This window comes from Acinetobacter soli, from assembly GCF_018139125.1.
Lineage (GTDB): Bacteria > Pseudomonadota > Gammaproteobacteria > Pseudomonadales > Moraxellaceae > Acinetobacter > Acinetobacter soli.
In genome coordinates this window covers 3,125,859-3,140,562 of record NZ_CP073241.1, presented here as the reverse complement: position 1 = coordinate 3,140,562, position 14,704 = coordinate 3,125,859, and the positions used below count along the sequence as shown (strand labels likewise).

General features: G+C 44.4%; 14 protein-coding genes. 5 read left to right on the top strand and 9 right to left on the bottom strand.

The window, feature by feature from the left end; all coding sequences use genetic code 11:
- Positions 1-63: 63 nt before the first annotated feature.
- From KCV09_RS14495 to KCV09_RS14485, 3 genes are read right to left on the bottom strand one after another with little or no spacing between them, the layout of a single operon-like run.
- Positions 64-1,518: an NAD(P)(+) transhydrogenase (Re/Si-specific) subunit beta gene (locus KCV09_RS14495; RefSeq protein ID WP_004945351.1), complete on the bottom strand. Its 1,455-nt coding sequence runs from the start codon at positions 1,516-1,518 to the stop codon at positions 64-66.
- Between the two features lie 12 nt (positions 1,519-1,530).
- Complete coding sequence (locus KCV09_RS14490) at positions 1,531-1,845, bottom strand: proton-translocating transhydrogenase family protein (protein WP_004940548.1); 315 nt, start codon at positions 1,843-1,845, stop codon at positions 1,531-1,533.
- An 11-nt stretch (positions 1,846-1,856) separates the two neighbouring features.
- Positions 1,857-2,984 carry a Re/Si-specific NAD(P)(+) transhydrogenase subunit alpha gene (locus KCV09_RS14485; RefSeq protein WP_004945345.1) on the bottom strand — a complete coding sequence of 376 codons (1,128 nt, stop codon included), beginning with the start codon at positions 2,982-2,984 and terminating at the stop codon, positions 1,857-1,859.
- A 234-nt stretch (positions 2,985-3,218) separates the two neighbouring features.
- On the opposite strand from KCV09_RS14485, the gene KCV09_RS14480 reads away from it, so the two are divergent.
- Positions 3,219-4,145: a DMT family transporter gene (locus KCV09_RS14480; protein WP_212515302.1), complete on the top strand. Its 927-nt coding sequence runs from the start codon at positions 3,219-3,221 to the stop codon at positions 4,143-4,145.
- On the opposite strand, the gene soxR is transcribed toward KCV09_RS14480, so the two are convergent.
- A complete protein-coding gene (gene soxR, locus KCV09_RS14475) occupies positions 4,142-4,627 on the bottom strand; it encodes a redox-sensitive transcriptional activator SoxR (protein WP_119690389.1) in 486 nt (161 codons plus the stop codon). The genes KCV09_RS14480 and soxR overlap by 4 nt on opposite strands.
- Positions 4,628-4,692: 65 nt before the next feature.
- On the opposite strand from soxR, the gene KCV09_RS14470 reads away from it, so the two are divergent.
- From KCV09_RS14470 to KCV09_RS14455, 4 genes are all read left to right on the top strand, one after another.
- Complete coding sequence (locus KCV09_RS14470) at positions 4,693-5,112, top strand: RidA family protein (protein WP_151814873.1); 420 nt, start codon at positions 4,693-4,695, stop codon at positions 5,110-5,112.
- A 14-nt stretch (positions 5,113-5,126) separates the two neighbouring features.
- Entirely contained in the window at positions 5,127-6,323 is a 1,197-nt protein-coding gene (locus KCV09_RS14465) for an MFS transporter (RefSeq protein ID WP_151814872.1), read from the top strand.
- 91 nt (positions 6,324-6,414) lie between these two features.
- Positions 6,415-7,422: a tRNA dihydrouridine(20/20a) synthase DusA gene (dusA, locus tag KCV09_RS14460; RefSeq protein WP_151814871.1), complete on the top strand. Its 1,008-nt coding sequence runs from the start codon at positions 6,415-6,417 to the stop codon at positions 7,420-7,422.
- Between the two features lie 267 nt (positions 7,423-7,689).
- Positions 7,690-8,190 (top strand): hypothetical protein, encoded by a 501-nt coding sequence (locus KCV09_RS14455; RefSeq protein WP_004940560.1) that lies wholly within the window; start codon positions 7,690-7,692, stop codon positions 8,188-8,190.
- Positions 8,191-8,210: 20 nt separating this feature from the next.
- On the opposite strand, the gene KCV09_RS14450 is transcribed toward KCV09_RS14455, so the two are convergent.
- The 5 genes from KCV09_RS14450 to KCV09_RS14430 form a co-directional block, all read right to left on the bottom strand.
- Complete coding sequence (locus tag KCV09_RS14450) at positions 8,211-8,990, bottom strand: tRNA threonylcarbamoyladenosine dehydratase (protein WP_048766336.1); 780 nt, start codon at positions 8,988-8,990, stop codon at positions 8,211-8,213.
- Positions 8,991-9,114: 124 nt separating this feature from the next.
- Entirely contained in the window at positions 9,115-11,868 is a 2,754-nt protein-coding gene (acnA, locus tag KCV09_RS14445) for an aconitate hydratase AcnA (RefSeq protein WP_048766338.1), read from the bottom strand.
- A gap of 119 nt (positions 11,869-11,987) precedes the next feature.
- A complete protein-coding gene (locus tag KCV09_RS14440; protein ID WP_151814870.1) occupies positions 11,988-12,806 on the bottom strand; it encodes a TatD family hydrolase in 819 nt (272 codons plus the stop codon).
- Positions 12,807-12,823: 17 nt separating this feature from the next.
- Positions 12,824-13,744: an RsiV family protein gene (locus KCV09_RS14435; protein ID WP_151814869.1), complete on the bottom strand. Its 921-nt coding sequence runs from the start codon at positions 13,742-13,744 to the stop codon at positions 12,824-12,826.
- A gap of 92 nt (positions 13,745-13,836) precedes the next feature.
- Positions 13,837-14,655, bottom strand: a complete 819-nt coding sequence (locus tag KCV09_RS14430) for a hypothetical protein (protein ID WP_151814868.1) — start codon at positions 14,653-14,655, stop codon at positions 13,837-13,839.
- Between the last annotated feature and the right edge of the window lie 49 nt (positions 14,656-14,704).

The window sequence follows — 14,704 nt, the reverse complement described above, 5'->3', positions numbered from 1 at the left end:
CACCAATAATATTGGTTGAGGCTTAAAAAAACCACCCTCAGGTGGTTTTCGTTTTAGCTCAGATTAGTGACCATTGCCATTAATGGCTTTGGTCATATCTTCCACCACTTTCTTGGCATCACCAAAAATCATCATGGTTTTTTCGTTATAGAACAAATCATTATCCAGACCTGCATAACCTGTTGCCATTGAACGTTTGATCACCATAATGGTTCGTGCCTTGTGGGCTTCCAAAATCGGCATACCATAAATTGGAGAGCTTGGGTCATCTTTCGCAGCCGGATTAACGACGTCATTGGCACCAATCACAAGCACGACGTCGGTTGCTGGAAAATCAGAGTTAATCTCATCCATTTCCAGAATGTCTTCGTATGCCACATCTGCTTCTGCTAACAATACATTCATATGGCCCGGCATACGCCCCGCCACAGGGTGAATTGCGAAACGCACCTTTACACCCTGCTCTTTGAGTAATTCGCAAAGTTCTTTTACCGCATTTTGTGCACGACCTTGTGCCATACCATAGCCCGGTACAATCACCACACTGTCTGCATTCGACATCAAGAAGCCTGCATCGTCTGCCGAGCCTGAACGGTGGTTACGCTGCACCTGTTCACCTTTGGCAGCCCCCGCAACCGCAGCACCGCCCATTGCACCACCGAATAAAACATTCAAGATGTTTCGGTTCATGGCTTTACACATAATGTAAGACAGAATCGCACCCGATGAACCGACCAATGAACCGGCCACAATCAGCATGTTATTTTCTAAGGTAAAACCAATTCCTGCTGCCGCCCACCCAGAAAATGAGTTGAGAAGTGATACCACCACTGGCATATCACCACCACCAACTGGTGCAATCCACACCCAGCCAAAGGCCAGTGCCAGTGCAGTCATTGCCCAGAACGCCGTCATGTTGCCTGTCGAGAAGAAGTAAAAACCACAGGCCAGCATTGCAATAAAGATTATGGCCTGCACAGGCTTTACCCAAGCGCCAGAAATAGTTTTGGCCCATTTCTTTGCAGCCAGTTTACCGTAGGCAAAAACTGATGCAGTAAAAGTAATTGCGCCGACAAAGCAACCTACAAACAGCTCAAACAAATGTACTGGGCTCATGTGTGCATGTTGAACGCCCGCAGCAGTCAACGCTGCTTCGTTTTGTTCAAACAGAACTGTTAATTGGTTGTTGTGCAAAATTGCAGCAATAGCAATCAGTACCGCTGCCAGACCCACCAGAGAGTGCATCAGTGCAACCGTTTCTGGCATTTGTGTCATTGGTACCGTACGTGCGCGCACAATCCCCACAATTGCACCCAGCACCATCGCCCCCACAATCATCCAAACCACAGGATGATCAGCCACAAAAAACGTGGTCAATACCGCAATTGCCATACCGATCATGCCGTAGCGGTTACCCGAAATTGCTGTTTTAGGTCCAGACAATCCGCGAAGCGTCATAATAAACAGGACTGCACCGATCAGGTAGAACCACTCTGCGTTTGCTCGAATAAATTCCATGTTTTCGTCCTCTTATTTTTTCTGCTTCGGCTTAAACATTTCAAGCATGCGCGCTGTTACAGCGAAGCCACCAAAAATGTTAATACTGGCCAAGAACACCGCAATAGCACCCAATACACTCACGACATTGATGCTTTGAAAATCGACACTGCCTTCTACACCAATCATGGGTAAACCCACGGTTTGGATCATCGCCCCCACGATGATAATGGAAGACAATGCATTCGTGACCGCCATCAGCGGTGTGTGCAATGCAGGCGTAACGCCCCATACCACGTAATAACCTACGAAGATGGCAAGGACGAAAATTGTAATCGTTTCAACCATGAGTATTCTCCTTAACCACGCTTGAGCAGTACATGACCGCCATGAGTGACCAATAGGGCTTTTTGAATTTCTTCTTCTGGATTGATGGCAAAATTCTTGTCTTGATCAAACAGTGTTTCAACAAAATTGAATACATTGCGTGCGTAAAGTGCTGAAGCTTCTGTCGACAAGGTCGATGGAATATTTGGAACACCTAAAATCTTCACACCATTTTCGGTGAATACAGTTTCGCCGACTTTAGAGCCTTCAACATTACCGCCTGTTTCGACGGCCATATCCAAAATGACTGAACCCGGTTTCATTTTGGCCACAGTTTCCGCTTTAATTAGACGTGGTGCATTTCGACCCGGTAATAGCGCAGTCGTAATGACGATATCGGCATTGGACACTGCTTTATCGACAATGGCTGCCTGATCCTTGATGTACTGCTCACCCGGCGTCCAGCCATATCCATTTTTGGCAGCTTCATCGGCACGCGCTTGCTCTTCAGGTGACATCGGCACATCTAACCACTTACCCCCAAGCGATTCGACTTGCTCTTTAGCCGTTGGGCGTAAATCGGTGGCTTCAACCACTGCCCCTAAGCGTTTGGCTGTGGCAATCGCCTGAAGGCCTGCCACCCCAACCCCCATAATCACCACACGTGCAGGTTTTACAGTACCTGCTGCGGTCATGAGCATCGGGAACATTCGCTGGTATTCTGCTGCTGCCAGCAAAACCGACTTATAACCCGCCAAGTTGGCTTGAGAAGACAACACGTCCATGTTTTGCGCACGAGACAATGTACGTGGCAACAACTCTAGAGCAAATGCAGATACGTTTTGACTGGCAAAGGTATCTAGGTCTGGATTTCGATATGGATCAAACATCGCCACAACGGTTGTATGTGCAGCTAACTTTTGAATTTCGTCACCTTGAGGTGCCCGAACTTTCAAAATCAATTGACTACCCGAATAAACATCTTCCGTAATGGTAGCACCTACCTGTTCATAAGCGCTGTCGATATACGCGGCTCTTACCCCTGCTCCACGCTCAATCAAGACGCGATGGCCAGCGCTGATCAACTTTTTCACTGTCTCTGGTGTCGCTGCGACACGATTTTCACCAGCGATCGTTTCTGTTGGGATTCCGATCTGCATGAGCATTCCTCAAGCTAATTTTCTTAAGTACAAACACCGTAGTAAACGATGTTCTCCCCCAGGTTATGTTTTGTTCATTTTTTGGATTCTAATTGAACTTTTTTAAATTACCACCCACTATTTATTTAATAAATACCTATATTTTGAACTAATGATTCATCTTTATACCTTAAATCTATAAAATAGGAGAGTTTGACTAAAAATTAAAAAACGACTCAAGATGCTATTTTTTAGATGAAATTTTCAATGAATTCGGTACAAACAGGATCCCTGTGTGCCATTTTTGCTGCTTTTTTACTCAGCACCAAAGCCATTTTTATCAAACAGGCTTACGCCCTCTCTCCTTTGGTTGATGCAACCACCTTAATGGTGCTTCGAATGGGAAGTGCTTTACCCTTCTTTATACTTATTTGCTGGTTAAATCGGCATCATAATCAAGGCATTCATATAAAAGATTGGCTCATTTTAGTTTTTGCTGGGCTATTGGGCTATTATTTCGCCAGCTGGTTAGACTTTGTGGGGCTGATGTTTATTAGTGCTTCACTTGAACGCATTATTTTATTTTTGTATCCCACGCTCACTGTTTTGGCCTCAAGTTTAATTTATCGTCAAAAATTAAATGCAAAAACTTGGTTTGCCATTTTTTTGAGTTATGGAGGAACGGTTCTGGTCATGCTACAAGAAGGCAAAATCGCACCAAGTCAGGGCAATCTGTGGATCGGCTGTAGCGTCGTATTTGCCAGTGCCGTCGCGTTTGCAGCGTATTTATTATTGACCCCTCATCTTATTAAAAAATTTGGTTCATGGAATTTTAACGGTTTGGCGCTGAGCGTGGCCTGCGTAGGCACACTGCTTCATTTTATCATTGGCACTACACACCCTATAGACACACTCATGCAGTTGCCAACCGGTGTTTGGCTATATGGCATTGGTCTTGGTTTTTTCGTTACCGTTTTACCAACGGCTTTATTAATGCAAAGTATTCAGCGCTTGGGGGCTTCACAGTCTGCCATGATTGCCTCAATTGGGCCCATTCTCACCATTATACTGGCTGTCTTGTTTCTCAATGAGCATTTAAATCTTTGGCAATGGATCGGATGTGGGCTCAATATCGTGGGTGTTTTAATGATTAGCTTAGGCAAAAGCCGATTAAAACATTAATCTTCTGCTTCAAGTGGTTCAATACGATATTGAATCTTCTGAAAATGTGCTCCATTTGACTGGCTCGCATAGTAATCATCAGGGTTACGTAGCGGACATTGATCAAGCGATAAACATCCACAACCAATACACCAGTCCAGTTGCTGTCTAATCTGCAATAAGGTCTGAATTTTTTCTTCAAGTTGATTTTTCCAGAGATTAGACATGTTTTCCCAATCTTGTTTAGATGCCATTTTTCGATCAGGTAAAACCGAAAATGCTTGTTTAACCTCTTCAAGACTGATACCCACCAACTGCGCTACTTTAATAATAGCAATACGTCTGAGCATCGCACGCACATATCGGCGTTGGTTGCCATTAGTTCGAATACTCCAGATCAATTGTTTTTCTTCATAAAATCGTATTGTAGAGACACTTACCCCACTACGTTTAGCCAACTCTCCAATCGTGATGAATTGTTGTGCTAAATTTTCTTGCTTCAATCGCTTGACCTCAAGTTAACTTGAGCTTTGATACTAGCATTTAATTTAATCATCTTCATATTCTCATGTCATTCAAATCTAAACATTGTTTTCAAATCATTAACCCTGAAACGTTATATAATCCCCAAGCATTTGCTTATAACCATGTTGTAGAAGTTAGAAATTTTCAGCGAATCTTACATATTGCAGGTCAAGGTGGTGAAAATCAGGCTGGTGAATTTTCACATGATTTTTCTGAACAAGTATGGCAAGCATTTCACAATATCGAACGAGCGCTTAACCATATCAATGCCTCTATCACTAACATCGCAGTGTTAGGCCTGTTGATTGTGAATCATGATACGACCAAACATAAGATCATGATTAAAATCATGCAGACATTATGGCCTGAACAGAATTTCCCGGCCTGTACACTTATTCCTGTGACAGGACTGGCATTACCCAATATGCAATTTGAAGTTGAAGCAACTGCGTATACCCATTGATATGAGAGAATTTTATGCAAGAAACATCTGATATTAGCCAGAATAAAAAATTACTTTGGTTGATGGCGCTTGCATGTGGTCTGACTGCGGGCGCAAACTACTTTTGCCAACCACTAATCAATTCGATTCAACATGCCTTTGGGGTTACCACAGCCCAAGCCCAGTTAACCGTTACCTTTGCGCAAATGTCGTATGCTTTTGGCCTACTTTTGATTGTGCCTCTGGGCGATATTGTCAATAAAACCAAATTCATTCCGTTATTGATGGCCTTGGCTGGTGTAGGACTTTTGATCTGTGCTACATCCGTGAATTTAACCATGCTCTGGATCGGAACCGTGATTACGGGGCTGTTTTCGGTTGCAGCTCAAGTCTTGATTCCGTTTGCCACCATGACCGTGCGGCCTGAAAAAATAGGCGAAGTGGTTGGATTCTTAATGAGTGGATTGCTGGTTGGCATTTTACTTTCGACCAGCTTGTCAGGGTTACTGTCGCAATTGATCCATTGGAAACTGATTTATGTGGTTAGTGCAGTACTCATCTTTATTTTAGCCTTTAAACTAAAATCCGAACTGCCTTATGCCATGCGCATTCGAATGAAATACAGCGATGTATTTAAATCGATGGCTGAACTGTTGGTGAGTGAAAAGCGTTTATCGATTCGAGCCTATGCAGGCGCGGGTGCATTTGCTTCGATGAGTGTGATTTTCTCGACCATTGCCGTGTATCTGTCTTCCGCGCCCTTTCATTTACAAGATATGTGGATTGGCTTGGTGAGTTTGGTGGGAGTATTTGGGGCTTTGTCTTCTCAGTTTGTAGGGAAGTATGCCGATCGTGGTTACGGAACGCTGTTTACTTTTCTGGGCTGTGGTTTCTTAATTTTAAGCTGGGTGATCTTTTATTTTTCTTCGGCTGGATTAATCTTATATTTAATTGGTTTTGCCACGACGAATCTCGGTTTGGCATTTGTGCATTCGTGCAATCAAAATATTATTTTTCGAATTCGTCCCAATGCCAAATCTCGCCTAAATGCCATTTATATGACGCTATATTTTGGTGGCGCTGCAACAGGTTCTGCGATTGGTACATACGCATGGAATCATGGTGGATGGATATATACCTGCATGGCAGGTTTGGCACTGGCTATCTTTGCCACCTTCTTTGCACTTTTAGATTATTTGCTGTATCGGAACAAAAAACCCAATGTGGCGTGAGAAACATCCCCAATTGCACAATTTGGGGATTTAGCATAAACCGCGTATAATTTATGCCCTCGTTGCACACTCATTGTTTGGATCTGTTTTCATGAAATCATCACTAGAGACGTTAAAGCCCCGTATTTCGGTTGCCCCGATGATGGATTGGACGACCAAAGACTACCGCTTTTTTGCTCGCCTATTTAATCCGAATGTGGTGTTGTACACCGAAATGGTCACGACAGGCGCGATTTTATTTGGTGATGCCAAACGCCATCTCGATTACAGCCATGAAGAACACCCTATTGTGCTACAACTGGGTGGTTCCAATCCCAAAGATCTGGCCGAATGTACCAAAATGGCACAAGATTGGGGCTATGATGAAGTCAATCTCAATGTCGGCTGTCCAAGTGACCGTGTACAAAACAATAAAATTGGCGCATGCCTGATGGCAGAACCCGATCTCGTGGCCGAATGTATTGCACAAATGCAACAGGTCGTTGATATTCCTGTACATGTTAAGCATCGTATTGGCATTGATGACATGCAGTCTTACGATGAAATGCTGAATTTTGTAGATACCGTGGCAAAGACTGGCTGCCGCCATTTTGTTGTCCATGCCAGAATTGCCTTACTTAAAGGGTTATCGCCTAAAGAAAACCGTGAAATTCCGCCGCTACGCTACGAAGATGTTTATCGACTCAAACAAGAACGCCCAAATCTTTATATCGAAATCAATGGTGGCATTAAAAGCGTTGCAGAAACACAGCAGCATTTACAACATGTTGATGGCGTGATGATTGGTCGCGAAGCGTATCATAATCCTTATCTACTGGCAGAACTCGGGCAGTTGTGGAACCTGACGCCTCCAGATCGATTTGAAATCATGCACAAAATGCTCCCATATATCGAACAACGATTGGCTGAAGGTGCACCACTGTCGATTATCACGCGCCACATTTTAGGCCTGTTCCAGAACTTGCCGGGTGCACGTAAATGGCGACAAGCATTAAGTGGTGGAAACGCCAAAACTCTGCATGATATCGATCGGGCACTGCATCAGATGGCAGAAAGCTTAAGCCGTCGCGATACGGTCAGTATTGAGCAAAGTGTTTAAATCAAAATAGTGCCATGACTTACGGTTTTCGTCATGGCACTTCTTTATGTGCTTCGTACAAACAATTGTCTAAAAAATCTTCATTCATCTTTTATTTCACAGCACTAAGCGTCTGATTTAACGTGCAACTGATTTAAAAATAATCACTTTGTGAAATATTATTACATAGCTTAAAAAATTCTTTAAGGTTCGACCTGTAGGATGAGCCGGTCAGGAAATTACATCATTTGCACAGCGACTTAAAAAACGTAGGGATGAAGTTCAACCATGATTTATGACGGACAAGCTGCCGATTATTATCCAACGCAAAGCACAACAGAAAGAACAATTATTGAATCTTCAAGCCGGTCATCTGGTCCGTTTTCTTTTTCCTCTGAAAAAGCAGGACGTAGTCAGATTGATGTGCATAAATTTGTCTCAAAATTACAAACAATGAGTGGATTTACCAGCACGGCTAAATGCGCCAAGATGGTTCGTATTGCCCTAGAATCTGCGGGCGCAAAGATTCAGAGCCATCCTGTCGCTGCTTCGGACTGGGGCGATACATTAAAGAAAATTGGCTATCGCCAAATTCAACCTGCATTTGACCACCCAAAAGTCGGCGATATTTATATTATTAAGCGCACCAAAAACCATGTATATGGTCATATCGCAGGTTATAGTGGCAGCCAGTGGATTTCTGACTATAAACAACCGAGCTACAACGTATATCGCGATGATGACGTGAGCTACAGTTATTTTAGACCAGGCGCAGACGACGACAATTAAAGCGGATTATTTGTCCAAATTTATGCGTGCTGTTTGATTTTGTGATTTTTCAGATCGAGCTTTTTAAGCACTTCTGCCACGGCAACCATGGCAAAGCTTGATGTCACCACCACCGCAGAGCCATATCCGCCGCAGCGTAATCCCGCCGCTGCGCACACCTCTGCACTGGAAAATGGATTATCAATCGAATAAATACAGGTAATGCCAAACTTCTCTTTAGGCTTTTTACAAATGCCTTTGGCCCGCAACTGACTTCTTAACTTGGCCAGCATCGGGTCTTGTTCGGTTTTAGACAAATCTGCAACGCGAATTTTAAGCGGATCCAGTTTGCCACCTGCTCCACCAGACACAATTAACGAAATCTTATTGAAACGACAGTGCAGCATCAGTGCAAGTTTGGCTTTGACATCATCAATACAATCCAGCACCACATCGGGTTGATCAGCCAATATATCTGCAACATTATCGGCCGATAAAAAATCATCAATCACATTGACCTGAATTCGCGGGTTGATCTGACGACAACGCTCCGCCATGATCGCTGCTTTTTCTTGCCCCAAGGTCGATGATAATGCAGGCAACTGACGGTTAATATTCGATGCAGCCAGCACATCCATATCGACCAACGTTAATTGAGCAATTCCCGTGCGCGCCAAGGCTTCAACCGCCCAACTCCCGACACCGCCAATTCCAATGACCATGACATGACTTTGTTCATAATGATGAAATGCTTCATCACCATAAATTTTGGCAACGCCTGCAAAACGGCGTTCATATTCATCGTCGTGGAAGTCAGTCATACGGCTCAAATCAGTTCATTTTAAAGACGGCATATTTTACTGGTTTTAGCTGCCGATTGTTAGCCCAACAGTAAAGGCCTTTGTCATGATAACAAAGGCCTTTAAAAAGTGAACTCAAGGATGTTTAAGCTGCAATCAGATTGCGCAGTACATAATGCAAAATACCGCCAGCTTTAAAGTACTCAACTTCGTTCAGTGTATCGATACGACAGAGTACTTTGAAGCTCTCAGTCGATCCATCTTCACGCGTCACACTCACGTCAAGCTGTTGATGCGGCTGAATCTCGTCTGATAAACCAGAAATAGACAGCTCTTCTTTACCGGTCAGATTTAAAGATTGTCGTGTTTGACCATCGACAAACTGTAACGGCAAAACCCCCATTCCAACCAGATTAGAACGGTGAATACGCTCAAAGCTTTCGGCAATGACTGCTTTTACACCCAGTAAATTGGTGCCTTTAGCAGCCCAGTCACGAGAGGAACCCGTGCCATACTCTTTACCTGCCACAATCACCAGTGGCGTGTGTTCCTCGGCATAACGCATGGCAGCATCATAGATCGCGAGTTTTTCACCGCTCGGAATATGCAAGGTGTTACCGCCCTCTTCGCCTCCCAGCATTTCATTTTTGATACGGATATTGGCAAAAGTACCGCGCATCATGACTTCATGATTGCCGCGTCGCGAACCGTAGGAGTTAAAATCTTTAGGTTCAATGCCATTTTCTTGGAGGTAGCGACCAGCGGGACTGTCTTTCTTGATATTACCAGCAGGTGAAATATGATCTGTGGTGACCGAATCGCCTAGCACGGCCAAAATACGTGCATGCTCAATATTCTGAATCGGCTCAGGTGGCTGATCGATTTTTTCAAAAAATGGAGGATGCTGAATATAAGTTGAATCATCGGCCCATTCATAGGTTTTACTGTGTGGAATTTGAATCGATTGCCAACTTTCATCCCCTTCAAAAACATCTGCATATTCCTTGTGGAACATCTCGGTATCGACCTTTTGCAATACTGCTGCAATTTCTGCACTGCTTGGCCAAATGTCTTTGAGGTAAATATCTTCACCATTTTTGCCCTGACCTAAAGGCTCGGCGGTTAAATCTTTGCGAATGGTACCAGCCAGCCCATAAGCCACAACCAAAGGTGGTGAGGCAAGCCAGTTGGTTTTCACCAGCGGATGGACACGACCTTCAAAGTTTCGGTTACCCGATAATACCGAGGCCACATTTAGATCATACTTCTGAATGGCCGCTTCAATTGGGTCGGGTAAGGGTCCTGAGTTCCCAATGCAGGTGGTACAGCCATAACCCACCAGATTGTAGCCAAGCTGATCCAGATAAGGTGTGAGTCCGGCAGCTGCCAAATATTCGGTGACGACTTTTGAGCCAGGTGCCAGTGAACTTTTCACCCAAGGTTTACGTTGTAGGCCTTTTTCAATGGCTTTTTTCGCTAACAAACCTGCCGCGAGCATTACGCTTGGGTTAGAGGTATTGGTACATGAGGTAATGGCAGAAATAACAACATCGCCATGATGAAGATCATAACGCTGTCCATCGAGTTCAAAATGCGGCGTATCGGATTCATGATGACTTTCTTCAACATCTACCGCTGTACCACCGCCTTCATTTTCTAGGCGCTGTTTTTCAGGTTTGGCCGGTTGTAAGTTCAACTCGACAGCGGCTTGAAATGCTGCTGGAACTTTTGACAATACCACTCGGTCTTGCGGACGTTTTGGGCCAGCCAAACTCGCCTCAACACTGGCCATATCAAGTGTTAGCGTATCGGTAAATACAGGCTCATCACCAGTGTGACGCCATAATCCCTGCTCTTTGCTGTAATCCTCGACCAGTGCAATCCGCTCTGGATCGCGGCCTGTCAAACGCATGTATTCAAGGGTAATCTCATCGACTGGGAAGAATCCACAGGTCGCACCGTATTCTGGCGCCATATTGGCAATCGTAGCACGGTCTGCAAGTGGTAAATCTGCCAGTCCATCACCGTAAAATTCCACAAACTTACCCACCACACCTTTCTGGCGCAGCATTTGCGTGACAGTCAATACGAGGTCGGTCGCGGTAATACCTTCTTTGAGTTTACCAGTCAGCTTGAAACCAATCACTTCTGGAATGAGCATGGAAATGGGTTGTCCCAACATGGCTGCTTCAGCTTCAATTCCGCCTACGCCCCAGCCTAATACGCCTAAACCATTAATCATGGTAGTATGCGAGTCGGTTCCGACCAATGTATCTGGAAAGGCATAGGTGTGCCCTTGTTCTGCATTGGTCCATACGGCTTGCGCCAGATATTCAAGGTTTACCTGATGACAAATACCCGTACCCGGCGGTACAACGCTGAAATTATTAAAGGCCGATTGTCCCCAGCGTAAAAATTGATAGCGTTCGCCGTTGCGTTGCATCTCAATTTCAACATTTTCTTCAAACGCATCGTCTGTGGCAAAATGATCGACCATTACTGAGTGATCAATGACCAGATCGACTGGTGAAAGCGGATTAATTTTTTCCGGATCACCTCCTGCCTTGGCCATCGCTGCACGCATGGCAGCCAAATCGACGACAGCAGGAACACCAGTAAAGTCCTGCATGAGTACCCGTGCAGGTCGATATTGAATCTCCTGCTCAGAGGTTTTCGTTTTTTGCCAATCGACAAGTGCCTGAATATGGGCTTGCGTTACGGTATGGTTATCTTCAAAGCGAAGTAGGTTTTCAAGCAGTACTTTTAGCGATTTTGGCAACTGCGCAAGATCACCCAATTGTTTTTCTGCCTGCGCCAGACTAAAAATTTGGTAATTACGACCTGAAACTTTTAATGTTTTTAATGCATTAAAACTGTTGATTTTACTATAGCTGGCCATGCGGTCATCCTCCGGTTGGCTATTTGTTTTTAAAGATTTTGTTTGATGTTTTTCTACTGTATGCCAGATTTGGACACACAGTGTTCAGTTTTGGTTATTGTTTTTAAGGATGTTGTTTTTTATTGATTTAATCGTAGCGCGTTCAGTGCATTTTGCCACATGACCGGCGCCAACTCATCTGCTGACAAACCGAGTGATGTCGCCAGTCCTTCTAAGACATAAGGTAAATTAACAGGTGTATTTCGTGTACGTGTCTGATTGGACTGCTGACAGCATAACGGGGTCATATCGGGGCAATCGGTCTCTAGCACCAAGTGCTCTGCACCGATGGCATGAACCACTTGATGCAGTTTTTTTGCGTTTGGATTGGTGATTTGTCCAGTGACGCCTAGTTTGAAACCAAGTTTAATGAGCGCTTTGGCTTCCTCCACCCCGCCACTAAAGGCATGTGCAATACCGCCATGTTTAAATTTGTGCTGTTTGAGCAGTTGGATCACATCGGCATGGGCTTTACGGATATGCAATAAAACGGGTTTGTCATATTGCGTTGCCAAGTCGAGCTGCGCAGAAAAATAAGCACGCTGTTGAGTGAATATTTCAGGTTGCTTGTGCTCGCTTAAAAAGGTATCAAGGCCAATTTCACCGACTGCCACACAGGGCCGCTGTTTCAGCAATTGCTCAAGCCGATGCAGATCTGTATCGGTATGTTCTTTGATATAAAATGGATGCAAACCGGGCGCCAGATAACTTTGAGGCGCCTGATCGAGCTGATTGATTTGATCATGTACACGGCATAGATCGTCGAAGCGCGAAGCCACAAAACCAATCAGAACCAATGCCTCAACACCACTTTCCTTCGCCCGATAAGCCAGCTCCACGCGATCCGGATCAAAATCCGGAACGTCAAAATGCGTGTGCGTATCAAACAGGCGATGCATCTGAAAATATCCTTGTATTAACGCTGCCCTTTGGCTTGAGGTAAATATTCGGGTTTCAAAATACCGCCGAGTTGTGAGTATGGAATCACCAAGCGCGGTAAACCAACCGCATATGGGCCAATTTCATATTCGCCGTATTGCAAAATAAGTCCATCATCGCCGAGTAAGAAATTATCCGAAAGCTTGAATTTCCACGCCTGCTCATATTCGTCTACCGATGTCGCGAGCTTCGATTCAATCACCCAAGCTTTAAAGGCCTCGTGAGCTAACTTTTCTAGCGCTACTTTTTGCTTGGCTAACAGTAAGTCATTCAAATGCAGTCGTTTCTGCTGTTTTAAATCGAAATTATAATATTCTTGCATGGCTGAGCCATGAGCTCCCCCCAAGTAACTACTGGTATTGAGTACAATTGTGGCGACTGGTTGCTGCGATTTTAAAATTGAGGGCTTGATCATCAGATTCAACTGATGATTCGCACTTAAGGTTTTCATTTCGTTGTCTAAAGCAACAAATGAACGCACATAGGGTTTAATTTGCTGTTCAAGGGTAATTTGCTCTGGTTGCGCGCCCGTTGTGGCACTGGCAGCGCCGGTTTCAGGCTTTGCCGCGCTATCACCAGCTTTGACCGACTTGGATATTTCAAGAATACGCGCCAAATTATTTAAAATTTCTGCATCAATCTGTTGGTCAATCCATGGCATATTACTTTGCAGGCGTTCGATCTCGAATTCTGGACAATTATTGCCGTCACATTCTGGTAAATCTGCATTCAGTTTTACCGTTTTTCCTTCGATGGCCAAGACCTGTGCCTGAGTGGATGAATCGGTGGCCGATGCTGCTTTTGCAGCGTCTTCTGCTGCTTGCTTAGGCTGACAAGCCGCCAGAGCCAGTGTGCTTCCCAAAATGGCTATCCATGCATTCTTCTGAAATCGCAACATACGCAATGCCTTACACATTTATTTACATATATGATGATGCTAATCCAAGCCACTGCGCTTTGACCAGCATTACTTAAAATATCTATACAGAGTTAAAACATATCTCGATAAATGGCTGGATTCAATACCGTCTTGGTTTGCTGTGCAGTAAAATACAAATCAAACTGATCGGCGTGTTCTGAAATCTCGCTGGCACGATAGTGCAAACCAATGCCCTCCTGATCAAAGAACAAATCGGCTTCACGCCAGTCGAGCTGTTTCGGTGCTTCTTTTTGTATGTCTTTCGGCTGTTGGCTGCGCCATTTTTTGTAGGCTGTCTGTACCCATTGCTCAAATTGTGCTTGCTGTTTCGGGTTAAGAATATCATTCACAGCAATCATACGTTTGCTTTTACGATCGGCCACCATAAAGTAATAACGATTCTTTATGGTAATTTCTTCCTGTTTGGCATTGAGTCCAATTTGTAACAGCACATACTGGTTTTTCTGATAAGCGATTGCACTACTTACCTTGAGTTCATACGGTCGATTGCGTGAGTATTGTGCTTGCCATTGTTTAGATTGTTTCAGATATTGCTTTAACACAGCATCCAGAGTGGGCGGCGTGATTTTTTTCTTGAGCTGTTCATTGATCACTTCCGCAATCTGTAGATCAATCCATTGTTTCAGCCATGGATCATTGGTCTTCAGCGTTTGAACATCCAAACGAGCACAGGTCGATGAAGACGAACACTCAGGCTTTGGCACCTGAAGTGCAGTAGACTGACTCTGTATTGGAGCGACTTGTATTGTTTTACTTGGCGTCTTCGCTGGAACTGCTGGCGGTTTTGGTGCAGCAGCAAACCACAACCATATAAACAGTGCGGCAATGATGCACAAACAGAGACCTAACAGCCAGATGTATCGACGCATATGCGACTCCTGCAAACCCAAAGCTGTACTCTAAAAGAAAAAACAGCGT

Coding starts and splice junctions, on each gene's coding strand:
- KCV09_RS14495 (WP_004945351.1), bottom strand. CDS start 1,518: ATGGAATTTATTCGAGCAAACGCAGAGTGGTTCTACCTGATCGGTGCA.
- KCV09_RS14490 (WP_004940548.1), bottom strand. CDS start 1,845: ATGGTTGAAACGATTACAATTTTCGTCCTTGCCATCTTCGTAGGTTAT.
- KCV09_RS14485 (WP_004945345.1), bottom strand. CDS start 2,984: ATGCAGATCGGAATCCCAACAGAAACGATCGCTGGTGAAAATCGTGTC.
- KCV09_RS14480 (WP_212515302.1), top strand. CDS start 3,219: ATGAAATTTTCAATGAATTCGGTACAAACAGGATCCCTGTGTGCCATT.
- KCV09_RS14470 (WP_151814873.1), top strand. CDS start 4,693: ATGTCATTCAAATCTAAACATTGTTTTCAAATCATTAACCCTGAAACG.
- KCV09_RS14465 (WP_151814872.1), top strand. CDS start 5,127: ATGCAAGAAACATCTGATATTAGCCAGAATAAAAAATTACTTTGGTTG.
- dusA (WP_151814871.1), top strand. CDS start 6,415: ATGAAATCATCACTAGAGACGTTAAAGCCCCGTATTTCGGTTGCCCCG.
- KCV09_RS14455 (WP_004940560.1), top strand. CDS start 7,690: ATGATTTATGACGGACAAGCTGCCGATTATTATCCAACGCAAAGCACA.
- KCV09_RS14450 (WP_048766336.1), bottom strand. CDS start 8,990: ATGACTGACTTCCACGACGATGAATATGAACGCCGTTTTGCAGGCGTT.
- acnA (WP_048766338.1), bottom strand. CDS start 11,868: ATGGCCAGCTATAGTAAAATCAACAGTTTTAATGCATTAAAAACATTA.
- KCV09_RS14440 (WP_151814870.1), bottom strand. CDS start 12,806: ATGCATCGCCTGTTTGATACGCACACGCATTTTGACGTTCCGGATTTT.
- KCV09_RS14435 (WP_151814869.1), bottom strand. CDS start 13,744: ATGTTGCGATTTCAGAAGAATGCATGGATAGCCATTTTGGGAAGCACA.
- KCV09_RS14430 (WP_151814868.1), bottom strand. CDS start 14,655: ATGCGTCGATACATCTGGCTGTTAGGTCTCTGTTTGTGCATCATTGCC.